This is a genomic window from Frigoribacterium sp. Leaf44 (genome assembly GCF_001421865.1).
Classification (GTDB): domain Bacteria; phylum Actinomycetota; class Actinomycetes; order Actinomycetales; family Microbacteriaceae; genus Frigoribacterium.
Genome location: NZ_LMLG01000001.1, coordinates 1,030,987 through 1,054,710, shown reverse-complemented (window position 1 = coordinate 1,054,710; position 23,724 = coordinate 1,030,987). Strand labels below are relative to the sequence as shown.

Sequence of the window (23,724 nt, the reverse complement as noted above, 5' to 3'; positions counted from 1 at the left end):
CCGGAACAGAACAGCGCCCCCGGAGAGAACAGCGGAGACATGACCACAGCGACACCAGACGAGTCAGCACCCGACGAGTCGGCACCCGACGGCTCCGCGCTGCGCGGCTCGCGACCCCGGGTCACCGTCCGACCCGACGTCGAGACCGCCGACTCGCTGCACGGCGAGGTCACGGTCATCGACGACCGGCAGGGCTACCTGGCCGCCGTCGAGGCGATCCGCGCCGGGACCGGGCCGGTCTCGATCGATGCCGAACGCGCCTCCGGTTATCGCTACTCGCAGCGGGCCTACCTCATCCAGGTGTTCCGACGCGGCTCGGGGGTGTTCTTGCTCGATCCGCCCGCCATCGGCTCGTTCGCCGAACTGCAGGACGTCATCGGCGACGAGGAGTGGGTGCTGCACGCCGCCAGCCAGGACCTGGCGTGCCTGCGCGAAGTAGGCCTCGACCCGAGCCGCATCTTCGACACCGAACTGGGCGCACGCCTCGCCGGTCTGCCCAAGGTCGGGCTCGGTGCCGTCGTCGAGCAGCTGCTGGGCATCCACCTCGCCAAAGAGCACAGTGCCGCCGACTGGTCCACGAGACCGTTGCCGCAGAGCTGGCTGGTGTACGCCGCGCTCGACGTCGAGCTGCTCGTCGACCTGCGCGACGCCATGGAGGCGGTGCTCGCGGACGCGGGCAAGCTCGACATCGCGCGTCAGGAGTTCGAGGCGACCCTGCGCCGCGAGGCCAAGCCGGCGAAGGTCGACCCGTGGCGTCGACTGACCGGGCTGCACAGCGTGCGCGGATCGCGATCGCTCGCCGTGGCCCGTGAGCTCTGGCAGGCCCGCGACGACTACGCCCGTGAGATCGACACGGCCCCGGGGCGTCTCGTCCCGGACTCCTCCCTCGTGGCCGCGACCAAGGCCATGCCCACCGACAAACGGTCACTGGCCGGCATCAAGGAGTTCGTCGGCCGCGCCAGTCGTAGCGAGCTCGACCGCTGGTTCGCGGCGATCGAACGGGGCCGCGAGACGACGGACCTGCCCTCCCACCGGGGGCCGGCGAGCGACACCCTCCCCCCGCCCCGGTCCTGGGCGGACAAGAACCCGCTCGCCGACGCGCGCTACAAGGCCGTCCGTCCCAAGGTCACCGCGATCGCCGAGGGGCTCGACCTGCCGGTCGAGAACCTGCTCACGCCCGAGACCCTTCGGCGACTCGCCTGGGATCCGCCCATCCCCTTCGACGCACCGACCATCTCGACCGCCCTGGTCGAGCTGGGCGCCCGGCCCTGGCAGGTCGAGGCCGTCGCCGAGGCGGTCGCCGAGGCCTTTGTCGACGCCCACCAAGAGCCCGAGGCGACGGGCGACGGCGCTTCGTAGGATTGCTCGAACGATTCTCGGCCCCCAGACGTCGTCCCTAAGATCGGCATCAGATCCTGACACTGGAGGCACTGTGGCCGAGAGCAACGATGTCGTGTTCGTCGACGGGGTACGCACCCCGTTCGGTCGGGCCGGCGACAAAGGCATGTACTGGCAGACCCGAGCCGACGACCTGGTCGTCAAGGCGATGAAGGGTCTCCTCGAACGCAATCCGTCCCTTCCGCCCGAACGCATCGACGACGTCGCGATCGCGGCGACGACGCAGCAGGGCGACCAGGGCCTCACCCTGGGGCGCACGACGGCGCTGCTCGCCGGGCTCCCCCAGTCCGTGCCCGGGTACGCCATCGACCGCATGTGCGCCGGCGCCATGACGAGCGTGACGAGCGTCGCCGGCGGCATCGCCTTCGGCGCGTACGACGTCGCCCTCGCCGGCGGGGTCGAGCACATGGGTCGGCACCCGATGGGGTTCGCCGCCGACCCGAACCCCCGGTTCGTCGCCGAGAAGCTCGTCAGCGGCGAGGCCTTGAACATGGGCAACACCGCAGAGCGCATCCACGACCGCTTCCCCCAGCTGACCAAAGAGCGGTCCGATCGCTACGCCCTGCGATCGCAGCAGAAGCTCGCGGCGGCCTACGACGCCGGCCAGATCCAACCCGACCTCGTCCCGGTGGCCATCAAGACGGACCAGGGCTGGGGCTTGGCCACGCGCGACGAGGCACCTCGTCCCGAGACCACGATGGAGGGGCTGGCCGGTCTTCGTACCCCCTTCCGACCGCACGGCCGCGTCACCGCCGGCAACTCGTCCGGCCTCAACGACGGGGCGACGGTCAGCCTGATGGCGTCCGGCGCCGCCGCGAAAGAGTTGGGGCTCGCCCCCAAGATGCGCCTGGTCAGCTTCGCCTTCGCCGGTGTCGAGCCCGAGATCATGGGCATCGGCCCCGTTCCGTCGACCGAGAAGGCCCTCCGCAAGGCCGGGCTCTCGATCGACGACATCGGCCTCTTCGAGCTGAACGAGGCGTTCGCGGTGCAGGTCCTCTCCCTGCTCGAGCACTTCGGCATCGACGACGACGACCCGCGCGTGAACCCCTGGGGTGGCGCCATCGCCGTCGGCCACCCCCTCGCGTCCTCGGGCGTGCGGCTCATGATCCAGCTCGCCCGCCAGTTCGAGCAGCACCCCGAGGTGCGCTACGGCCTCACGGCCATGTGCATCGGCCTCGGCCAGGGCGGCAGCGTCATCTGGGAGAACCCCCACTACTCGCGGAAGGCGGCGCGCGCATGAGCTCGGCGACCGAACAACTGACCGAGCTGTCGGCCGACGAGGTCGTCACGCACTCCTACGTCCGCGACGTCCCGTTGCCCTCCGGCGGCGTGCTCGCCCTCATCACCCTCGACAACGGTCGCGACCACACGCGGCCGAGCACGCTGGGTCCCGCGACGCTGCACGAGTTCGGGGCGACCCTCGACGCCGTCCGCAGCCGCGCCTCCTCGGGTGAGATCGCGGCGATCGCCGTCACCGGCAAGCCGTATTTCCTGGCGGCGGGCGCCGACCTCAGCAAGGTCAGCGCAATCCCCAGCCGCGACGTCGCCCGCGAGCTCGCCCGGCTCGGTCACGCCGTCCTCGGCAAGCTGCACGACGCCGCGGTGCCCACGTTCGTCTTCGTGAACGGCCTCGCCCTCGGAGGCGGCGTCGAGATCGGTCTGCACGCCGACTACCGGACGGTCGACTCGTCGGCGGCGGCCATCGCCCTGCCCGAGGTCTTCCTCGGCATCATCCCCGGCTGGGGAGGCGCCTGGCTGCTTCCGAACCTGATCGGCATCGAGAACGCGCTCAAGGTCGTCATCGAGAACCCCCTGAAGAACAACCGCACGCTCAAGCCCGCCCAGGCGCTCGAACTCGGCATCGTCGACGTCATGTTCGGCCCCGCGTCCTTCCTCGAGGACAGCATCCGGTGGGCCGACGGGGTGCTGACCGGCCGCGTCACCGTCAAACGACCGAACGTCCCGGGCAAGCTCGAGCGTGCGGTCAAGTGGGACGTCGCGATCTCGGTGGCGCGCAAGTCGCTCGAGTCGAAGATCGGCACCGTCGCGAAGTCGCCCTACGCCGCGCTCGACCTGCTCAAGGCCGCGAAGAACACCGACCGGGCGACCGGCTTCGCGGCGGAGGACGAAGCACTGGCCGACCTCGTGGCGGGCGACCAGTTCCACGCGAGCATGTACGCCTTCGATCTCGTCCAGAAGCGTGCCAAGAAGCCCGCCGGTGCCCCCTCGCCCGACCTCGCCCGGAAAGTCAGCAAGGTGGGGATCGTCGGCGCCGGCCTCATGGCGAGCCAGTTCGCCTTGCTGTTCGTGCGTCGCCTGCGCGTGCCCGTCGTCATCACCGACCTCGACCAGGCCCGCGTCGACACGGCACTCGCCCGCATCAGGGGCGAGATCGACGAGTTGCAGGGCAAAGGACGCATCTCGCGTGACGAGTCGAACCGACTCAAGGCGCTGATCACGGGCACGACCGACGTCGGCGACTTCGCCGACGCCGACTGGGTCATCGAGGCCGTCTTCGAAGAACTGTCGGTCAAGCAGGAGGTGTTCGCGAACGTCGAAGCCGTCGTCTCGGACACCGCGGTGCTGGCGACCAACACCTCGTCGCTGAGCGTCGAGCAGATCGGGGCGCGCCTCGCGCATCCCGAGCGCCTCGTCGGGTTCCACTTCTTCAATCCGGTCGCGGTGATGCCCCTCGTCGAGGTCGTCAAGACCCCGGCGACGGACGACGAGACGCTCAGCACGGCGATGGTCACGGCGAAGGCCCTCCGGAAGAACGCCGTCATCACGGCCGACACGCCTGGTTTCGTCGTCAATCGCATCCTGGCCAAGTTGCTGGGCGAGGCCATGCACGCCGTCGAGACGGGGACGCCGTTCGAGGTGGTCGATCGAGCGACCGCCCCGTTCGGTCTGCCGATGACGCCGTTCGAGCTGCTCGAGCTGGTGGGACTGACCGTCGGGGCGCACGTACTCGACACGCACCACGCCGCGTTCCCCGACCGGTTCTTCGCCAGTGAGGGACTGCACCGTCTGGCCGAGTACGGCACCATCTTCGAGCGGGACTCGAAGGGCCGTCGCAAGGGGTTCGACAAGAAGGCCGTCGCTCTCGCCGCCGGGCCGGGCACGGCACTCACCGACGACGAGCTGCGCATCCGCATCGAGGACGGACTCGCCGACGAGGTCGGCCGCATGCTCGACGACCACGTGGTGGCCGCCGCAGAGGACATCGATCTCTGCCTGATCCTCGGAGCCGGGTACCCGTTCCAGATGGGCGGGGTCACGCCGTACCTCGATCGCGTCGGCGCCTCACGGCGCGTGCGAGATCGCGACTTCCATGAGCCGGCCATCCGCGGCGTCGAGTAGCCCGCGGACGACGAGGAGCCCACCGACGTCGAACGCCCCGTCTCGGACGAGACGGGGCGTTCGACGTCGGTGGGTGACGTACGTCACCTCACCGGGTCTCAGTCGTGTCGGGCGTCCCCGTGCCTCGACGCGGCGGTGGTCTCGTCCAGGGGTCTCGCGACGGGGATGCGGCTGCCGAGCACCTGGGCCACGACGTCGCGAGCGATGTGCTGTGGCGTGAGGCCGGCCTCCTCGAGGATCTCGGCCCGGGAACCGTGCTCGAGGAACTCGTCGGGCAGGCCCAGTTCGGTCACGGCCGTGTCGACGCCTGCGCCACGGAGGTCCTGCCGCACACGGGTGCCGATCCCGCCGACCCGGACACCGTCCTCGATCGTGATGACGAGTCGGTGGGTCGCGGCGAGGTCGATGATGCTGCCCGGCACGGGGACGACCCATCGCGGGTCGACGACCGTCGCGCCGATGCCCTGGGCCTCCAGGCGCTCTGCGACGTCGAGCCCGATGCCGGCCATCGGGCCGACGCAGACGATGAGGACGTCGTCGTGCCCTGCGCGACGCAACACCTCGACACCGTCCTCGAGACGTTCGACGGCTTCGTGCTCGACGCCGACGGCTCCCTTGGAGAACCGGATGACGGTGGGAGCGTCGTCGACCGCGACGGCCTCCCGGAGTTCTTCGCGGAGGCGTGTCGCATCCCGGGGCGCAGCCAACCGGATGTGCGGAACGATCTGCAGCAACGCGAGATCCCACATCCCGTGGTGGCTCGGACCGTCCGGCCCGGTGACGCCCGCCCGGTCGAGGACGAAGGTGACGCCCGCCCGGTGGAGGGCGACATCCATCAACACCTGGTCGAAGGCGCGGTTCACGAAGGTCGCGTACAGGGCGACCACGGGGTGGAGGCCGCCGAACGCGAGACCCGCTGCGCTCGTCACCGCGTGCTGTTCGGCGATGCCGACGTCGAAGACGCGCTTCGGGAACCGCTCGGCGAGTTTGTGCAGGCCCACGGGACGCAGCATCGCGGCCGTGATGCCGACGACCTTCGGGTCGTGCTCGGCGATGTCGACGATCTCGTCGGCGAACACCGACGTCCACGACGGCGAGGTGGCCGTCTCGAGGGCTTCGCCCGTCTCGGGATCGATCTGCCCGACCGCGTGGAACTGGTCGGCCACGTCGGCGCGAGCGGGATCGAACCCGCGGCCCTTCTCGGTGATCGCGTGCACGATCACGGGGGCGCCGTAGTTCTTCGCCTGGAGGAGAGCTTCTTCCATGGCCACCTGGTCGTGACCGTCGACCGGCCCGATGTACTTGATGTCGAGGTTCGAGTAGAGCGCCTCGTTGTTGGTGAACCGGCTCAGGAAACCGTGCAGTCCACCTCGGACACCGCGGTAGACGGCGCGACCCGGGTGTCCGAGCCGGTCGAAGACGGCCCGGCTGCCGACGTGTAGCTCGCGGTAGGCCTGGCGGGTGCGGACGGTGTTGAGGAAGCGGGCCATTCCCCCGATGGTCGGGGCGTACGACCGGCCGTTGTCGTTCACGACGATCGTGAGTCGACGGTCGTTGTCGTCGCTGATGTTGTTCAGGGCTTCCCACGTCATGCCCCCGGTCAACGCGCCGTCGCCGACGACGGCGACGACGTGTCGGTCGTCGCGGTCCGTGAGCTGGAACGCCCGTGAGATGCCGTCGGCCCACGACAGCGAACTCGATGCGTGTGAGCTCTCGACGATGTCGTGTTCGGACTCGGACCGCTGCGGGTAGCCGGCGAGACCGCCCCGCAGGCGGAGAGCCGAGAAGTCCTGCCTGCCGGTGAGCAGTTTGTGGACGTACGACTGGTGGCCGGTGTCGAAGACGAAGGCATCGTGCGGGGAGTGGAAGACCCGGTGCATGGCCAACGTCAACTCGACGACGCCCAGGTTCGGCCCGAGGTGGCCTCCGGTCTTCGACACCTCGGTCACGAGGAACCGACGGATGTCGGCGGCCAGTTCGACCATCTGTTCGTTCGTCAGGCGGTCGAGGTCACGAGGCCCCGTGATCGTCTGCAACAGGCTCATGCTGGCCTTCCCTCTCGGCCCTCTCGGGCATCCCGCCAGTCTAGGCACGCGACCGGCGAGAACGCCGTGCGACCCCCGGACGGCGCGGGTGATCGTCCGGGGGTCTGGTCGGTGCGGGGTCGGTCGATCAGACCAGGCTGCGCAGGACGTACTGCAGGATGCCACCGTTGCGGTAGTAGTCGGCCTCGCCGGGGGTGTCGATTCGCACGACGGCGTCGAACTCGACCGGCTGCTTGCCCTCGGGTGAGTGAGCGGTCGGTGTGGCGGTCACGTGGACCGTCTTCGGCGTCGTGCCCTCGTTGAGCTCTTCGATCCCGGCGATGTCGATCTGCTCGGTGCCGTCGAGTCCGAGCGACTCCCAACTCTCACCCTGCGGGAACTGCAGGGGAACCACGCCCATGCCGATCAGGTTCGACCGGTGAATCCGCTCGAAGCTCTCGGTGATGACCGCCTTGACCCCGAGGAGACTCGTGCCCTTCGCGGCCCAGTCCCGGGACGATCCCGAGCCGTACTCCTTGCCACCGAGGATGACCAGGGGTGTCCCCTGCTCTTGGTAACGAGCGCTGGCGTCGTAGATGAACGACCGCGGGCCCTCGGCCTGCGTGAAGTCGCGGGTGTAGCCACCCTCGACGCCGTCCAGCAGCTGGTTCTTGAGGCGGATGTTCGCGAAGGTGCCCCGGATCATGACCTCGTGGTTGCCACGACGGGAACCGTAGGAGTTGAAGTCCTTGCGGTCGACGCCGTGCTCGTCGAGGTAGCGGCCAGCCGGGCTGTCGACCTTGATCGACCCGGCGGGGCTGATGTGGTCGGTCGTGACCGAATCGCCGAGCTTGGCCAGGACGCGGGCGCCCCGGATGTCGGTGACCGGGGTGGTCTCGATCGTCATGCCCTCGAAGTACGGGGGCTTGCGGACGTAGGTCGACTCGGAGTCCCATTCGAAGGTGGCACCGGTGGGCGTCGGCAAGGAGCGCCAGCGCTCGTCACCGTCGAACACCCCCGCGTACTCGTGGGTGAACATGCCGGTGTCGATGGAGGAGTCGATCGTCTGCTGCACCTCGGCCGCGTCGGGCCAGATGTCCCGCAGGTAGACGTCGGTTCCGTCGTCGGCGGTGCCCAGGGCGTCGTTCTCGAAGTCGAAGTTCATCGACCCGGCCAGGGCGTACGCGATGACCAGGGGCGGGCTCGCCAGGTAGTTCATCTTGACGTCGGGGTTGATGCGACCCTCGAAGTTGCGGTTGCCGGACAGGACGGCCGTGACGGCCAGGTCGTTGTCCTGCACCGCGGTCGAGATCTCGTCGAGGAGCGGACCCGAGTTGCCGATACAGGTCGTGCAGCCGTACCCGACCGTGTAGAAGCCGAGGTCCTCGAGGTAGGACGTCAGGCCGGCCTTCTCGTAGTAGTCGGTGACGACCTTCGAACCGGGCGCGAGGGTCGTCTTGACCCACGGCTTGGCCTTCAGGCCCTTCTTGCTGGCATTGCGAGCGAGGAGGCCCGCGGCGAGCATGACGGAGGGGTTCGACGTGTTGGTGCACGACGTGATGGCTGCGATGGCGACCGCACCGTGGTCGAGGGTGAACGTCGAGCCGTCATCGAGGGCGACCGACGTCGGCTTGGACACCTTGGCCGGGGCGTGCGACGTGTGCGAGATCGAGTGCGGTTGGGCCTCGTCGTCGTCCTCGGCGGTGAAGCCGATCGGGTCGGACGCGGGGAACGTCCCCTCGACCGCGGCGTCGACGTGCGAGTGGTCCGTGCTGGCGTAGTTCTCGAGGTCGACCTCGAACTGCGACTTGGCCTCGGTCAGCTCGATGCGGTCCTGCGGGCGCTTGGGCCCGGCGATGGACGGGACGACCGTCGCGAGGTCGAGCTCGAGGTACTCGCTGAAGACGGGCTCGGTCGACGGATCGTGCCACAGACCCTGCAGCTTGGCGTACTGCTCGACGAGGTCGATCTGCTCGTCCGAGCGTCCGGTCAGACGCAGGTAGTCGAGGGTCACGCCGTCGATCGGGAAGATCGCCGCCGTCGAGCCGAACTCGGGGCTCATGTTGCCGATGGTGGCGCGGTTGGCCAGCGGGACCTCGGCCACGCCTTCGCCGTAGAACTCGACGAACTTGCCCACGACGCCGTGTCGACGCAGCTGCTGGGTGATGGTGAGCACCACATCGGTGGCCGTCACGCCGGTCGGGATCGAGCCGGAGAGCTTGAAGCCCACGACCTTGGGGATCAGCATCGAGACGGGCTGACCGAGCATGGCGGCCTCGGCCTCGATGCCGCCGACGCCCCAGCCGAGCACGCCGAGGCCGTTCACCATCGTCGTGTGGGAGTCGGTGCCGACGAGGGTGTCGGGATACGCCTGCAGGACGCCCCCGACCTCGCGGCTGTACGTGACGCGCGCGAGGTACTCGATGTTGACCTGGTGGACGATGCCCGTGCCCGGCGGAACGACCTTGAAGTCGTCGAACGCCGTCTGACCCCAGCGGAGGAACTGGTACCGCTCGCCGTTGCGTTCGTACTCGATCTCGACGTTGCGCTCGAGGGCGTCCTCGCTGCCGAAGAGGTCGGCGATGACCGAGTGGTCGATGACCAGTTCGGCCGGTGCCAGCGGGTTGATCTTGGTGGGGTCTCCCCCCAGTTCGGCGACGGCCTCTCGCATGGTGGCGAGGTCGACGATGCAGGGCACCCCCGTGAAGTCCTGCATGACCACGCGCGCCGGCGTGAACTGGATCTCGGTGTCGGGCTCGGCCGTGGGCTGCCACGACCCGAGGGCCCGGATCTGGTCACCCGTGACGTTCGCACCGTCCTCGGTGCGGAGCAGGTTCTCGAGCAGGACCTTGAGGCTGAACGGAAGCTTCGAAGAACCCTCGACCGCGTCGATGCGGTAGACCTCGTAGTCGGTGGACCCGACCGTGAGGGTGTTCTTCGAGCCGAAACTGTTGATTGCAGACACGTGCCGTCTCCCTTGCTGACTACGCCCTCATCTTGGCCGGTGCGCGCGACGCCCACCAGCGAGGTCAGCCTAAGTCCGCGGGGTGTCCCCGGGGCCGATCCCAGCGATTTGTCTCGATGTCGAGACAAAACATAGCACCAGGAGGCGCGGGTCAGGCCGAGGGGCCCCGCGCGTCGTCCGCCGCCTCGCGTCCGCGGTAGACCGTCCGGACGAGCAGCCAGGTCACCCAGAGCAGCCCGGCGTAGAGGGGAACGCCCATGACGAGTTTGAGCGTGCCGAGCAGGGCCACGTCACCGGCCAGCCAGAGGGGCACCTGGACGGCGAGGCGAGCGGCGAACAGCCCGGCCCACAGCCACGTGGCCAGGACGAGCACGCGCCGCTTCGCCCGATCGGCCCGCCATCCCGTGCCGTCGTTCGTGAGGAGTCCCACCACGATGCCGATCAGCGGCCAGCGCACGGCGATGCTGACCAGCATGGCGGCGAGCGAGGCGGCGTTGATCAGCAGCCCCGGGACGAAGTTGTTCTCGGCCCGGCCGGAGAGCAGAGCGATCCCCGCGGAGAGGGCGATGCCGAAGACGCCCGCGAGTGCCTGGGCGACCGGACCTCGCTGGACCGCCCGGGCGACGACGAACCCCACGGCAAGGGCCAGCGGGATCAGCACCGACGGCACGACGTCGCGGGTGATCGTGTAGACGATCACGAAACCGAGGCCCGGGACGATGGACTCGACGAGCCCTCGCACCCCGCCGATGGCCGTCAGCAGCGCGGACGCCGTGGGCACCTCGCCGGGTGCGACCTGGCCGATGCCGGCCCGCCGGGCTGCAGCCTGCAACTGGGCCGCGAGCGACACCCGGGGGTCGTCGAGCGGCGACGGATCAGCCGGGTCGGGCCGCTCGTCGGACGCGGACACGTCGGGTCAGACGACCGAGGGCGTGGTGCCCGGGGCGTCGGTCGGGCCGGCCTTCGGCATGGCCAGCGGGATCAGCTCGCGCGGAGGCATCGGGGTCGTTCCGCGGACCACGACGATGCTGCGGAAGAGCTCTTCGATCTTCTCGGCGGCCTCGCCCTCGTGGGCCGCGTCGCCCGCGATGACGCCGCGAAGGAACCAGCGAGGACCGTCGACGCCGATGAAGCGGGCTCGCCTGGTCGTGCCGGGGTCGCCACCCATGACGGGGATCTCGGCACGGACCTCGGGGCCGAACGGCCCCTCGACCTCGGCCGTCGTGCCCCCTTGCTTCTCGATCTGCTCGCTGATCTGACCCCGGATCTCGTTCCAGAGACCCGTCGTGCGCGGAGCCGCGAACGGCTGGACCTGCAGCGTCGACTTGGCGAAGTCGAGGCCGACGGCGACGACCCGCTTGCTTCCCTCTTCGACCTCGAGTCGGAGGTGGAGCCCCTCTCGGGGCAGGATCTTCACGCCACCGAGGTCGACGTACGGACGGACGGGGTTCGCCTCGGTCTCGTCCAGGGGGCCGACGTCGGCGCGATCCTCGGGCGCCGACTTGGAGTCGTCGAACACCTCGACCTCGGTGTCGTCGAGGGACTCGATGTCGATCTCGACGTCGTCGACGTCCGCCGACTCGACGTCGATCTCGACGGCGGCCAGTTCTTGCTCGCGGCGTTTGGACTTCCTCACGCAGTGCCTCCTGGGTTGTGTGCGTATCCGGTGGAGCCGTGCCCGTCGACCCCGCGCACGCTCTCGGGGAGCGTCGCGACGGGGACGAACGTCGCGCGGACGACCGGCATGATGACGAGTTGGGCGATCTTGTCGCCGACGGCGACGTGGTGCTCGGCCTCGAGGTCGGTGTTCAGCAGCGAGACCTTGATCTCGCCGCGGTAGCCGGCGTCGACGGTGCCCGGGGCGTTCACGACGGTGATGCCGTGTTTGGCGGCCAGGCCGCTGCGGGGCATGACGAACGCGGCGAAACCCTCGGGCAGGGCGATGGAGACGCCCGTGCCGACGAGTGCGCGGTGCCCGGGCCGCAGCACGAGGTCGTGCGTCGAGACCAGGTCGGCCCCTGCGTCGCCCGGGTGGGAGTAGACGGGCATGGAGTCCGCCTCGGCGGCGATGAGGACGTCGAGGGTCTGGGTCACGTGTCGAGGGTAGTGCAGAAGTCTGGTCGAATGGATGTCATGAACCCCTACCGTGAGCGCCTGCTCCCGCCGCTCTCCGTCTTCCTCGCCTGCGCGTTGCTCGTCCCGGCCACCCTGCTGGTCTTCCTGCCGATCAACTCGACCGTGGGCGTGGTGATGGCCGTCGTGTTCTACGCAGCGACCATCGTCCTGCTCGTCCTGACCTCGCCCGTGCTGACGATCGACGACGAGGGCTTCACCGCGGGTCGCGCCCGGCTGTACGCGCACGAGATCGGCGAGGCCGAGGGATTCACCGGCGCCGACGCGACACGAGAAAGAGGGCCCCGGCTCGACGCGCGAGCCTGGACCCTCTTCAGGGGGTGGGTGCGACCGGTGGTCAAGATCTCGTTGACAGACCTCGACGACCCGGCACCCTATTGGTTGGTGTCGACCCGTCGTCCCGACGAGGTCGTCCGGCGGTTGGAGGAGCTCAGGCTGCGCACTCCCGGCAGATAGCGCCCAGCTTCGTCTCGTGGTCGAGCTGCGAGCGGTGCTTCACCAGGAAGCACTCGACACAGGTGAACTCGTCGACCTGCGGGGGGAGGACGACGACGTCGAGGTCGAGGTCCGAGAGGTCCTGTCCGGCGAGCTCGAACGAGCCCGGGTTGTCGGCGTCGTCGTCGACGACGCCGGTCATCTTGTCGGGGACCCTCTCTTTGAGCCCCTCGATCGACTCCGAGCCGTCGTCGTCGTTCTTGCGAGGTGCGTCGTAGTCGGTGGCCATGCCCATCCAGTTCTTCGGTCGTTCGTGTGCCCGATTCGGCGGGTGCAGTTTGCATCACTCGTTGTCGAATAGCAAACCCGTTCCCACGGCCTTTCAGCCGCCTCGGAAGAACTGACGGCACGCCCGTCGTATTCCCGCGAGAACGGGTGCCGACGTGCGACTCTTGCCTCCGTATCACGACGGTGAAAGGCGTGGAAAATGCAGGATCTCAGGGTCATCGGCGTCCAGAGCGGAGCTCTGCTCGTCTCCACCGACGCCGGTGGCGAGTACCGCCTTCCCGTCACCCACACCCTCCACTCCCAGCTCCGGGCGGCCAACCCGGGAGACGCTCCGGTCGAGCGGAAGGCTCCGCCACGCGAGATCCAGGCCCTGGTCCGGGCGGGCAAGACTCCGCAGCAGGTCGCCGACCTGACCGGCGCCGACCTCGACTACGTGCACCGCTTCGAGGGACCGGTCCTGGCCGAGCGCGCCTTCGTCCTCGAGAGCGCACGGGCCGTCACGGTGTCCGTCGCGGACGACGCGGCCTCCGGCGTGCACGCGACGACCTTCGGGGCCGTCATCGACGAGCGACTCGACGGCGCCGAGACCTCGCAACGCGAGTGGAGCGCCTACAAGGACGCCGAGCACGGCTGGGTGGTCCACCTGGCCTTCGTGACACATGAGGTCGAGCGCGACGCGACGTGGCGCTTCGACCCGAAGAAGTCGGTCCTGGCTCCCCTCGGCGGCGACGCCCACCGACTCTCCCAGCACGGCGAGGAGGCCGGGCCGCTCGTGCCGCGCCTCCGGGTCGTGGCCCGCGAGCCACGCCACGACGACACCTCGGGTCGTTTCGACAGCGGGGCGTTCCTGGTCGACCAGGTGGACGACGTCGAACTGCCGGCCGAGACCGCGACCGATCGGTTGCGTCCCGGCGTCCGGGGCACCGCCTCCTTCGCCGCCGCCAACCGGGCGCCGGACGACGCGAGCGGTCACGACCAGACCGCCGACCTGCTCGAGGCCCTGCGCCGGCGTCGCGGAGAACGCGAGGCCGCCCGCTTCTCGGACGACGACGGGCGTTCCGACCACCCGGTCACCGGGACGATCCGCGTGATCGACGTCCCCCTGGACGACTTCGACCTGCCCGAGGGGGCCACCAAGCCCACCCCCGTGCTGCCCCACCCGTCGGATCACGGCGACGCACGGACGGCCGACGCGCCGGTCCAGCCCACGGGCATCCGAGGAAGCCGCGGACGAGCGGGCCGTCGCGAGATGCCCAGCGCTGCTCAGCCGGCGAAGAAGTCGCGTGGGCGCACCTCGATGCCGAGCTGGGACGAGATCGTGTTCGGCGCCCGCTCGGACGACGATCCCGCCTGACCCCTCTGCCCGGGTCGGCGACCGTCACCGCCGGTAGGCACCGAACGTGCGCAGGGGAACCACGGTCTCGTCGTCGGACCACGACCCGTGGTGGCCCACCATCGTGCCGGGCTCACCGCCGCGATCTCGGCCGTCGTAGTAGGCGACCCCCCGACGGGCAGCCACGATGAGGTCGCCGATGCGCGGCAGCACGGCGGGGTCGACGGCCCCGAACCAACCGGCTTCGACCGCCTCGGCTCGGGTCAGCACCCAGGCCCGGTCCCCTTCCGCCGCCCGCCAGGCGTCGAGCAACGCACTCCGTCGGGACTCGTCCGCGTCGGGTTCGAGGTGCAGCTGCAGGCAGCGAGGCTCCCCCGCCACGTGCCTCACCCCGTCGACCAGGGCCGGCGTCCCCCCGAACACGATGCGTCGCCGTTCGGCGACGTCGACGATCCCGTGGTCGGCCGTCACGATCACGCCGACGTCGGGTGCGACCGTGGATTCGAGCCCCCGCACCTCGGCGTCGACGCCCTCGAGGGCGTCGATCCACTCGTCGGACTCCCATCCGGCGCGGTGGGCGATCATGTCGAGTTCGGGGACGTAGAGGTACACCAAGGAGGCGCGGGTCGATTCGACCAGTCTCGCCGCGGTCGCGAAGCGGTCTCCCACACTCTCCGCCACGTCGTAGGTGGCTCCTCGCAGGATGGCCTCGGTCAGGCCGGACGATCGGTAGCGCTTGGGGCCCACGGCATGGGACTCCACGTCGGGAGCCGTCTCGAACAGCGTGGGACGGCGCTGCCACTCGTCGGGTCGCATGCGGTCGTCCCAGCCCGAGAGCTGCTTGACCACACGATCGTTCTCGGGGTCGAGGGCCGAGTAGCCGACGAGGCCGTGCTCGCCGGGAAGAGCCCCGGTCGTCAACGTGGTGAGCGCCGCCGCGGTGGTGGTGGGCCACCCGGACCACAGGCTGCCCTTCACGCTCGACAACGTCCTGGCGTGGCCTCGACGGGCTCCGAGAGCCGCCTGGCCGAGACCGTCCACCAGGACGACGACGGCGGCCCGTGCGGCAGGGAGGTGGAGCGCGTTGGCCTCACCGCGGAGGGACGCGAGACACGAGGGCACCACGTCGGCCAGGCTCACGGCCCCCTGGGGGCGCGCCGGTACGATGGAGGACACCGGCCCCAGTCTGGCACAGCGACGATCGGGTGCCCCGTCCACCCCGATCCGTGAGAAGTGCATGACCACCACCGAGAACACGAGCAGCCCCGACCACGGCGAACGCATCGAGGACATCGACGTCTCGCTCGAGATGCAGGGGTCGTTCCTCGAGTACGCGTACTCGGTCATCTACTCGCGGGCGCTCCCCGACGCCCGGGACGGCCTCAAGCCGGTCCAGCGGCGCATCCTCTACCAGATGTCCGAGATGGGCCTGCGGCCCGACCGCGGTCACGTGAAGAGCGCGCGCGTCGTCGGCGAGGTCATGGGCAAGCTCCACCCGCACGGCGACACCGCGATCTACGACGCCATGGTGCGTCAGGCGCAGCCGTTCACCATGCGCGTGCCGCTGATCGACGGGCACGGCAACTTCGGCTCCCTGGACGACGGGCCCGCTGCACCGCGGTACACCGAGGCCCGTCTCGCCGAGGCGTCCCTGGCCATGACTCAGGGACTCGGCGAGGACGTCGTCGACTTCGTCCCCAACTACGACAACCAGCTGATGCAGCCCGAGGTGCTTCCCGCGGCCTTCCCCAACCTGTTGGTGAACGGTGCGAGCGGCATCGCGGTGGGCATGGCGACGAACATGGCGCCACACAACCTCGTCGAGGTCGTCGGCGCCGCGAGACACCTCATCGACCACCCCGACGCGAGCCTCGACGACCTCATGGCGTTCGTGCCCGGGCCCGACCTGCCCACCGGCGGCACGATCGCCGGGCTCGCGGGGGTCCGCGACGCCTACGCGACGGGTCGGGGCAGCTTCAAGACGCGGGCGCGGGTCGGCGTCGAGAGCATCACGGCGCGGAAGAACGGGCTCGTGGTGACCGAGCTGCCGTACCTGGTGGGGCCCGAGAAGGTGATCGAGAAGATCAAGGACGGGGTGCAGGCGAAGAAGCTGACCGGCATCACGGACGTCACCGACCTCACCGACCACAAGCACGGTCTCCGTCTCGTGATCGGGATCAAGACGGGGTTCAGCCCCGAAGCCGTCCTCGAGCAGCTCTACCGGTACACGCCGCTCGAGGACGGCTTCAGCATCAACAACGTCGCCCTGGTCGAGGGGCAGCCGCGCACGCTCGGGCTGAAGGAGATGCTCGAGGTCTACGTCGCCCACCGCCTGTCGGTCGTCACGCGTCGCAGCCGCTACCGGTTGGCAAAGAAAGAGGACCGACTCCACCTCGTCGAGGGCCTGCTCGTCGCCATCGTCGACATCGACGAGGTCATCCAGGTGATCCGGACCAGCGACGACACGGCCGCTGCCCGCGCTCGGCTGCGCGAGGTGTTCGACCTCAGCGAGATCCAGGCCGAGTACATCCTCGACCTGCAGTTGCGCCGGCTGACCAGGTTCAGTCGCATCGAACTCGAGGCCGAACGTGACGAGCTGCTCGCGGCCATCGCCGACCTCAAGGACCTGTTGGCCGACGCGGCCCGCCTCCGTGCCCTCGTCTCGAGCGAGCTCGGCGAGATCGCGGAGCAGTTCGGCACGCCGCGGCGGACCCTCCTCACCGAGGCCAAGCCGAGCGTCGCCACGACGGGTCGCGGCAGCAGGTCCACCCCCGTCCTCGAGATCGCCGACACCCCGACCCGGGTGTTCCTCTCGACGACGGGTCGCGTCCTGCGCGTGGACCACCTCGACCCCGACTCCGCGGCCCCCACTCCCCCGACCCGCCGCACCAAGCACGATGCCGTCCTGTCGTCGATCGACACGACCACGCGGACCGAGATCGGTGCCGTGACGAACCTCGGGCGTCTGATCCGTCTCACCCCCGTCGACCTCCCGTCGGTGCCACCCACGTCGGTCCAACTCGGTGCGGGGGTGCCCATCAGGGACTACATCGGCTTGGTCGACAAGAAAGAACGGGTGCTCGGGCTCGTCTCGCTCACCGCGGACCGGAGCATCGCGCTGGGCACGGCCAGGGGTGTCGTCAAACGGGTCGCGACCGGCCAGTACCCCGCCCGACCCGACTTCCCGGTCATCACCCTGAAGAAGGGCGATCAGGTGGTCGGAGTCGCCCAGGGGGTCGACGAGGACGAGCTCGTTTTTGTCACCTCCGCCACGCAGTTGCTCCGGTTCACCGCCTCGGCGGTACGACCGCAGGGGCCCGCCGGCGGCGGGGTGGCCGGCATCAACCTCCCGGACGACGCGAGCGTCATCTTCTTCGGCGCCGTGCCCGCAGGTCACGAAGCCGTCGTCGCGACGGTGTCGTCGAGCAGCTCGACGATCGCCGGCACCGACCCCGGACGTGCGAAGCTCAGTGCTTTCGACGAGTACCCGGGCAAGGGGCGCGCCACCGGCGGCGTCCGGTCCCACTCGCTGCTCAAGGGCGAAGACGCCCTGTCGCTGGCTTGGGTCGGACCGGCCCCCGCGCAGGCGGTCGGCCCGGACGGCTCCGTCCGGAGCCTGCCGACCGAGCTGTCACGCCGGGACGGCTCCGGCATGCCCCTCGACGCACCCGTCGGGTCCGTCGGGGCCTCGGTGGCCCACATCACCGACTCGGCCACGGGCCTCGAGGCAGGCGCCGAACCCGGCGAGTGACGCCTCGGACGACCGACCGGGACGGCACCGCACCGCACCTCGAAGTCGAGAGGCGGCGCCGTCCTCGTCTGCCACGAGTCGGTCGGGACTCAGACGTCGATACGGTCGCGGCTGAGACCGGCTCCGTCGATGATGAACTCCTTGCGAGGGGCGACATCATTGCCCATCAACAACTCGAAGACCCGTGCGGCGTTCTCGGCGTCGTCGACCTTGACGCGGCGCAGCATGCGGTTCTGACGTTCCATCGTCGTGGTCCGGAGTTGTTCGGCATCCATCTCGCCGAGACCCTTGTACCGCTGGATGGGGTCCTGGAACTTCTTGTTGGTGCGCTTGAGCCCCGCGAGGACGCCGTGCAGCTCTTTCTCGGAGTACGTGTAGATCGTCTCGTTGGGCTTGCTGCCGGGGTGCATCACGACCACCCGATGCAGCGGGGGAACGGCCGCGAAGACGCGACCGGCCTCGATCATCGGTCGCATGTACCGGAAGAACAGCGTGAGCAGCAGCGTCCGGATGTGGGCACCGTCCACGTCGGCGTCGCTCATGATGATGACCTTGCCGTAGCGGGCTGCCTCGAGGTCGAAGGACCGCCCCGACCCGGCCCCCAGCACCTGGATGATGGAGGCGCATTCAAGGTTGGACAGCATGTCGCTGACCGAGGCCTTCTGGACGTTCAGGATCTTGCCGCGGATCGGCAGGAGGGCCTGGAACTCGCTGTTCCGGGCGACCTTGGCCGTGCCCAACGCGGAGTCGCCTTCGACGATGAACAGCTCGCTGTTCGCCACGTCGTTCGACCGGCAGTCGACGAGCTTGGCCGGCAGGGTCGAGTTCTCGAGGGCGTTCTTGCGACGCTGGGTCTCTTTGTGCGCCCGGGCGGCGATGCGGGTCTTCATCTCGGCGACGACCTTGTCGAGCACGAGGGCGGTCTGAGCCTTGTCTTCACGGCGGGTCGAGGTGAACAGCTTGCCGAACTCGGTGGCCACGACGTTCGCCACGATGGCCCGTACGGCCGGCGTGCCCAGGATCTCTTTCGTCTGGCCCTCGAACTGCGGCTCGGGGAGGCGCACGGTGAGCACCGCCGTCAGGCCGGCCAGGACGTCGTCCTTCTCGATCTTGTCGGTGCCGACCTTGAGGCGACGGGCGTTGGCCTCGACCTGCTGACGGACGAACTTCAGCAGCCCGGTCTCGAAGCCGGTCTGGTGCGATCCGCCCTTCGGCGTGGCGATGATGTTCACGTAGCTGCGGAAGACGGTCTCGTATCCCCCGCCCCAGCGCAGTGCGATGTCGACGTCGCACTGGCGCTCGAGTTCGGTCGCGATCATGGCTCCGCCGTCCGTGAGCACGGGCACCGTCTCGGTGTAGGTGCCCGACCCGGTCAGGCGCCACGTGTCGGTCACCGCCGTGTCGGGCGCCAGGAACTCGACGTACTCGCTGATCCCACCGTCGAAGCGGAAGGTGCTCTCGAGTGGGAAGCCGCCGTCGGTGAGCGATCCGGCACGCTCGTCGCGCAGCGTGAGCGTGAGCCCCGGGATGAGGAAGGCCGTCTGTCGTGCCCTTGCCGACAGCTCGTCGGTCTGGAACGAGGCCCCCCGGGTGAAGATCTGCCGATCGGCCCAGTACCGCACCCGGGTGCCGGTGACACCGCGCTTGGTCTTGCCGACCTCGCGGAGCACGCTGCCCGAGACGAACGGGGTGAACGGTGAATCGGGGGTGGGCTCCCCCTCGTCGTCGAACGTGCCGGGTTCGCCACGGCGGAACGACATGGCGTACGTCTTGCCGCCCCGGTCGACCTCGACGTCGAGCCGCTCCGACAACGCGTTGACGACGGAGGCCCCGACACCGTGGAGGCCACCGGACGACGTGTACGAGCCACCACCGAACTTGCCCCCGGCGTGGAGCTTCGTGAACACGACCTCGACACCGCTGAGGCCCGTCTTGGGTTCGATGTCGACCGGCACGCCACGACCGCTGTCGCGGACCTCGACGCTGTCGTCGGAGTGCAGCACGACGTCGATCGTGTCTCCGTGCCCCCCGAGCGCCTCGTCGACCGAGTTGTCGATGATCTCCCAGAGGCAGTGCATGAGGCCGCGCGAGTCGGTCGACCCGATGTACATGCCGGGACGTTTGCGCACGGCCTCGAGGCCTTCGAGCACCGAGAGGTGCCGGGCCGAGTAGTCGGAGGCGGGTGCGGACGAGGTGGGGGGCATGGTTCTCCTGAAGGGCCCGCCGTCATCTCTCGACGACGGGAATGCGGGGAGGCGGTGGCCGCGTTACAGCCTACCGAGGGCCGCCGACACGGCAGTCCCGACACTCTCCGGCCCGGCCTCCGCTACGCGATGAGCGAAATCCGGGGCCGATGTCACACGATACGGACGTCGGCGTGTTTTGATGAGTGTCTCACCCACCGCACCACCGTCAGGAGGAGCATCACATGACTCAGATGGCCACCGACCAGACCGCCGTCGACGAGCTCGGCTCCCGCTACCAGTTGAGCGCTGCGGACCGCTGCGACAGCTGCGGAGCCCAGGCTTACATCCGCGCGACCATGGCCACCGGCGAACTGCTCTTCTGCGCACACCACGGCGCGAAGTTCAAAGAGAAGCTGCAGCCCACCGCCATCGAATGGCTCGACGAGAGTTCGAAGCTCCTCGCGCACTGAGACACGACGCCGCCCCGGACCACAGCCCAGGTCGGCAGCACGACGAAGGCCCCGCATCCGATCGATGCGGGGCCTTCGTCGTGCTGCCGTGCCGAGGTCGTCACATGGCCTTGAACGAGCGTTCGAGGTTGTCGGCGATCACCTTCTGCGACGCGGCGGCGTACTCGTCGAGCTTCGCGTGCTCTGCGCCCGCCGAATACGAGATCATGCGGCGGCTCAACGCGACTCGCAGGACCCGATCGGTCAAGGCAGGGTTCAGAGGGAGAACCGGTCCCTTGAGCTGGGTGCCGAACGACACCCCTCGACGTACCCCCTCGCGGCCGTCGCCGTTCCCGCCGCCGTGGACCACGGAACCGAACGGCTCGGCGTCCGTGCCGAGCTCGAGGTGGGCGGCATGGTCCTCGAAGCCGAAGAGGGTGATCTCGTCACCCTGGTAGTCGGTGGTCACCTGCAGGTAGTTCGTCCTTCGAGGAGCCCCACGGCGGACGACGGCGTCGAAGAAGCCGACTCCCTCGACCGACTCGCCGTCGACGCCTTCGACTCCGCGGCTCAGGAGCTCGAGACCGCCCCCCACTGCCACCACGGGGACGCCGGAGGCGGCGAACGACTCGAGTGCCGGCGCGAGGCGACGAGCGTCGACGGCGACGGCACGGACGCCCGACAGGGGGCCGTGCCCCACCACGACCACGTCGGCAACGGTCGGCACGTCGTCACCGATCCGGTACTCGAGGACCGAGCTGTCGACCCCGGCTCGGCGCGCGCGCACCGCGAGCGTCGTCACGTTGCCCCGATCACCGCTCACACCGAGCTCTTCCGGGTAGAGGTGGACGATTCGGAGGACGTCGTCGCTCACGCGGTCTTCTCCAGGTCGGGGTGGCCGAGGATGCGGCGGGCCAGCATCATCTGCTCGTAGTTCGTCACGAAGTGCTTCGTGTTGTCGCTCGGGGACGGAAGGGCCCGCATGAGGCGGATGGCCTTCGAGATGTCCTCTTCGATCACGTGGACGGGGATGCCCTCGTGCTCGAGTCGCAAGGCCAACTGCCAGGCCTTCGCTCCCGCGAGGACGTCGACGTGGTCGAGGTGCGAGAAGTCGATGTCGTAGATCCAGGAGATGTCGGGCGTGCCCTCGTCGATCGCCAACATGACCTGCTCGACGCCTTGCGGGAGTGCGTCGAGGTTCATCTGAAGGCTCGCCGCGTTCTTGAACATGATGAACTCGGCCTCGTCGGCGCCGAGGGACATGCGCTCACCGCGACCGTAGGCCGGCTTCATGCTCTCGAAGGCCCGCTGGACGGCAGTCGGGTCGACCGGGTGCCCCAGGACGACCGACGCCGTCTGGAGGGCCGCCGCGGCGTCCACGGCGTAGTGCAGACCACGCGCCGGCAGCCGGACGTCGATCGGGGTGCCGGAGACGGTGATGGTGGCGCCCGTGCCCGTGAGAGCGGTCACCTCGGTCTCGGCGGTCAGCGAGGTGTCGGCCTCACGGCTGAAGTCGTTGGCGTTCTGGAGGCCGTTGGGTGACGCGGAGACGACCTCGGGTGAGGCACCGAAACGGGTCACCGTCTGGCGACCGACGGCCTGGTACGGGCCCAGGTGCTGGTCGTCGCGGTTCGTCACGACCGCGGCGGTGGCCACGGCAGCCGTGTCGGTCATCATCGTGCCGACCCGCTCGGTCTCGAAGAACCGGTACAGCTGATCGACCTGCACGTTGAGCATGAGCACCGTCGAGGGGTGCAGGGACTTCGTCAACTCGACGGCGAACGCCTCGTCGACCTCGATCACGCCGATGTCGTCGCGAACGCGACCGAACGGCGTCACCTCGCGGAGGAAGGCCGACGCGATGCCCTGAGGCAGGTTGGCACCCGTCGGGTTCGTGAACACCTTGAGCCCGTGGGCCCGGAGCGTCTCGGTCAGCATCATCGTCGTCGTCGACTTGCCGTTCGATCCGAGCACGAACACGACGCCGCGCTCGAACTGCGACGAGACGTGCGTCAGGAAATCGGGCGCGAGCTTCAGGACGGTCTGCCCCGGGTACGCGGACCCGCCGCCCCGCAACCGGGCGACCGCCCGGACGAGTCGGCCGGCCAGCACGGGGACCAGGTAACGCACGGGCCTACTCGAGGTAGTCGCGGAGCGACTGCGAACGCGACGGGTGGCGGAGCTTCGCCATCGTCTTGGACTCGATCTGGCGGATGCGCTCGCGCGTCACGCCGAACGTGTCACCGATCTGGTCGAGGGTCTTCGGCATGCCGTCGCCCAGGCCGAAGCGCATGCGGATGACGCCGGCTTCACGCTCAGACAGGCTGTCGAGCAGCGACTCGAGCTGCTTCTGCAGCATCGTGAACCCGACGGCGTCGGCGGGCACGACGGCCTCGGTGTCCTCGATGAGGTCACCGAACTCGCTGTCGCCGTCTTCACCCAGAGGCGTGTGGAGAGAGATGGGCTCGCGACCGTACTTCTGGACCTCGACGACCTTCTCGGGCGTCATGTCCAGTTCACGGGAGAGCTCTTCGGGCGTGGGCTCGCGTCCCAGGTCTTGCAGCATCTGGCGCTGGACGCGGGCGAGCTTGTTGATGACCTCGACCATGTGCACCGGGATGCGGATCGTGCGGGCCTGGTCGGCCATGGCACGAGTGATGGCCTGGCGGATCCACCAGGTGGCGTACGTGGAGAACTTGAAGCCCTTGGTGTAGTCGAACTTCTCGACGGCGCGGATCAGACCCAGGTTGCCCTCTTGGATCAGGTCGAGGAACTGCATGCCGCGGCCCGTGTAGCGCTTGGCCAGGCTGACCACGAGTCGGAGGTTGGCACCGAGCAGGTGGCTCTTGGCGCGTTGGCCGTCGCGCGACACCCAGCGCAGCTCACGCTCGAGCTCGCGGCTCAGGCCGGTGCTGTTGGCGAGCTTGTCGTCGGCGAACAGGCCCGCCTCGATGCGCATGGCGAGCTCGACCTCTTCGGCCGCGTTCAGCAGGGCGACCTTGCCGATCTGCTTCAGGTAGTCCTTGACGGGGTCGGCCGTCGCACCCGTGATGGTCGTCGAGTAGACGGGCATCTCGTCGTCGTCGTCCTGCGAGATGACGAGCGCACCCGTCGGCAAGATCTCGGGTGCGGGCTTCGCACCCTCGGCCTCGGCGTCGTCGCCGGCAGCCGGATCGACGGCGGCCTCGGCGTCGACCTCGTCGTCGGCGGATTCGGCCGCGGCGGCCTTCTTGGCAGCTGCGGTCTTGGCCGGCGCCTTGGCCGCCGCCTTCTTGGCGGGAGCCCTCTTCGCCGGGGCCTTCTTGGCGACGGGAGCCGTGGTCTCGGCCTCGACGGCCGTGTCGTCGGTCACGGCCTCGTCAGGGGCCGTGGTCGCTTTGCTGCGTGTAGCCATGCGAACAC

The 23,724-nt window shown here is 69.2% G+C and carries 18 protein-coding genes; 7 read left to right on the top strand and 11 right to left on the bottom strand.

The genetic code is table 11. From position 1 onward, the window contains the following. The first annotated feature begins 39 nt into the window (after window positions 1-39). The 3 genes from ASE87_RS04800 (at window position 40) to ASE87_RS04790 (ending at window position 4,758) form a co-directional block, all read left to right on the top strand. Window positions 40-1,359, top strand: a complete 1,320-nt coding sequence (locus ASE87_RS04800) for an HRDC domain-containing protein (RefSeq protein ID WP_082452292.1) — start codon at window positions 40-42, stop codon at window positions 1,357-1,359. Between the two features lie 73 nt (window positions 1,360-1,432). Then, window positions 1,433-2,638, top strand: coding sequence for a thiolase family protein (locus tag ASE87_RS04795; RefSeq protein WP_056226352.1), 1,206 nt, complete (start codon window positions 1,433-1,435; stop codon window positions 2,636-2,638). Next, window positions 2,635-4,758 carry a 3-hydroxyacyl-CoA dehydrogenase NAD-binding domain-containing protein gene (locus ASE87_RS04790; protein ID WP_056226349.1) on the top strand — a complete coding sequence of 708 codons (2,124 nt, stop codon included), beginning with the start codon at window positions 2,635-2,637 and terminating at the stop codon, window positions 4,756-4,758. The genes ASE87_RS04795 and ASE87_RS04790 overlap by 4 nt, the downstream gene beginning before the upstream one ends. Window positions 4,759-4,856: 98 nt before the next feature. On the opposite strand, the gene dxs is transcribed toward ASE87_RS04790, so the two are convergent. From dxs to dut, 5 genes are all read right to left on the bottom strand, one after another. Continuing rightward, window positions 4,857-6,803, bottom strand: coding sequence for a 1-deoxy-D-xylulose-5-phosphate synthase (gene dxs, locus ASE87_RS04785; protein WP_056226346.1), 1,947 nt, complete (start codon window positions 6,801-6,803; stop codon window positions 4,857-4,859). A 127-nt stretch (window positions 6,804-6,930) separates the two neighbouring features. Further along, entirely contained in the window at window positions 6,931-9,747 is a 2,817-nt protein-coding gene (gene acnA / locus ASE87_RS04780; protein ID WP_056226343.1) for an aconitate hydratase AcnA, read from the bottom strand. 151 nt (window positions 9,748-9,898) lie between these two features. Beyond that, the gene (locus ASE87_RS04775; protein WP_043592686.1) at window positions 9,899-10,657 is read right to left on the bottom strand and encodes a DUF3159 domain-containing protein; all 759 of its coding nucleotides are present in this window, start codon (window positions 10,655-10,657) and stop codon (window positions 9,899-9,901) included. Window positions 10,658-10,663: 6 nt separating this feature from the next. Next, window positions 10,664-11,302, bottom strand: a complete 639-nt coding sequence (locus ASE87_RS04770) for a DUF3710 domain-containing protein (protein WP_043592861.1) — start codon at window positions 11,300-11,302, stop codon at window positions 10,664-10,666. A gap of 77 nt (window positions 11,303-11,379) precedes the next feature. Beyond that, window positions 11,380-11,841 carry a dUTP diphosphatase gene (gene dut, locus ASE87_RS04765; RefSeq protein WP_171007197.1) on the bottom strand — a complete coding sequence of 154 codons (462 nt, stop codon included), beginning with the start codon at window positions 11,839-11,841 and terminating at the stop codon, window positions 11,380-11,382. A 39-nt stretch (window positions 11,842-11,880) separates the two neighbouring features. Between dut and ASE87_RS04760 the strand changes: the two genes are divergently transcribed. Next, on the top strand, window positions 11,881-12,336 hold the full coding sequence (locus ASE87_RS04760) for a DUF3093 domain-containing protein (protein WP_056226340.1): 456 nt from the start codon (window positions 11,881-11,883) through the stop codon (window positions 12,334-12,336). Here the strand turns inward: ASE87_RS04760 and ASE87_RS04755 are convergent. Further along, on the bottom strand, window positions 12,311-12,604 hold the full coding sequence (locus ASE87_RS04755; protein ID WP_043592858.1) for a DUF4193 domain-containing protein: 294 nt from the start codon (window positions 12,602-12,604) through the stop codon (window positions 12,311-12,313). The two genes, ASE87_RS04760 and ASE87_RS04755, sit on opposite strands and share 26 nt — an antisense overlap. Window positions 12,605-12,802: 198 nt before the next feature. On the opposite strand from ASE87_RS04755, the gene sepH reads away from it, so the two are divergent. Continuing rightward, entirely contained in the window at window positions 12,803-13,957 is a 1,155-nt protein-coding gene (sepH, locus tag ASE87_RS04750) for a septation protein SepH (protein ID WP_056226337.1), read from the top strand. Window positions 13,958-13,981: 24 nt separating this feature from the next. Here sepH and ASE87_RS04745 read toward each other — a convergent pair whose 3' ends face one another. Continuing rightward, the gene (locus ASE87_RS04745; RefSeq protein ID WP_056226883.1) at window positions 13,982-15,112 is read right to left on the bottom strand and encodes an alkaline phosphatase family protein; all 1,131 of its coding nucleotides are present in this window, start codon (window positions 15,110-15,112) and stop codon (window positions 13,982-13,984) included. Between the two features lie 61 nt (window positions 15,113-15,173). Between ASE87_RS04745 and ASE87_RS04740 the strand changes: the two genes are divergently transcribed. Beyond that, complete coding sequence (locus tag ASE87_RS04740) at window positions 15,174-17,687, top strand: DNA topoisomerase (ATP-hydrolyzing) subunit A (protein WP_056226334.1); 2,514 nt, start codon at window positions 15,174-15,176, stop codon at window positions 17,685-17,687. 89 nt (window positions 17,688-17,776) lie between these two features. On the opposite strand, the gene ASE87_RS04735 is transcribed toward ASE87_RS04740, so the two are convergent. Further along, window positions 17,777-19,891: a type IIA DNA topoisomerase subunit B gene (locus ASE87_RS04735; RefSeq protein ID WP_043592679.1), complete on the bottom strand. Its 2,115-nt coding sequence runs from the start codon at window positions 19,889-19,891 to the stop codon at window positions 17,777-17,779. Between the two features lie 224 nt (window positions 19,892-20,115). Here ASE87_RS04735 and ASE87_RS04730 point away from each other — a divergent pair, with 224 nt between their 5' ends. Continuing rightward, entirely contained in the window at window positions 20,116-20,343 is a 228-nt protein-coding gene (locus tag ASE87_RS04730) for a hypothetical protein (protein ID WP_043592677.1), read from the top strand. Between the two features lie 100 nt (window positions 20,344-20,443). Here the strand turns inward: ASE87_RS04730 and ASE87_RS04725 are convergent, their stop codons facing one another. The 3 genes from ASE87_RS04725 to ASE87_RS04715 are packed head-to-tail and all read right to left on the bottom strand — an operon-like array spanning window position 20,444 to window position 23,716. Next, the gene (locus ASE87_RS04725; protein ID WP_056226332.1) at window positions 20,444-21,196 is read right to left on the bottom strand and encodes a hypothetical protein; all 753 of its coding nucleotides are present in this window, start codon (window positions 21,194-21,196) and stop codon (window positions 20,444-20,446) included. Further along, complete coding sequence (locus ASE87_RS04720; protein ID WP_056226329.1) at window positions 21,193-22,452, bottom strand: MurT ligase domain-containing protein; 1,260 nt, start codon at window positions 22,450-22,452, stop codon at window positions 21,193-21,195. Before ASE87_RS04720 ends, ASE87_RS04725 begins: the two co-directional genes overlap by 4 nt. A gap of 4 nt (window positions 22,453-22,456) precedes the next feature. Continuing rightward, the gene (locus tag ASE87_RS04715; RefSeq protein ID WP_043592854.1) at window positions 22,457-23,716 is read right to left on the bottom strand and encodes an RNA polymerase sigma factor; all 1,260 of its coding nucleotides are present in this window, start codon (window positions 23,714-23,716) and stop codon (window positions 22,457-22,459) included. Window positions 23,717-23,724: the final 8 nt, after the last annotated feature.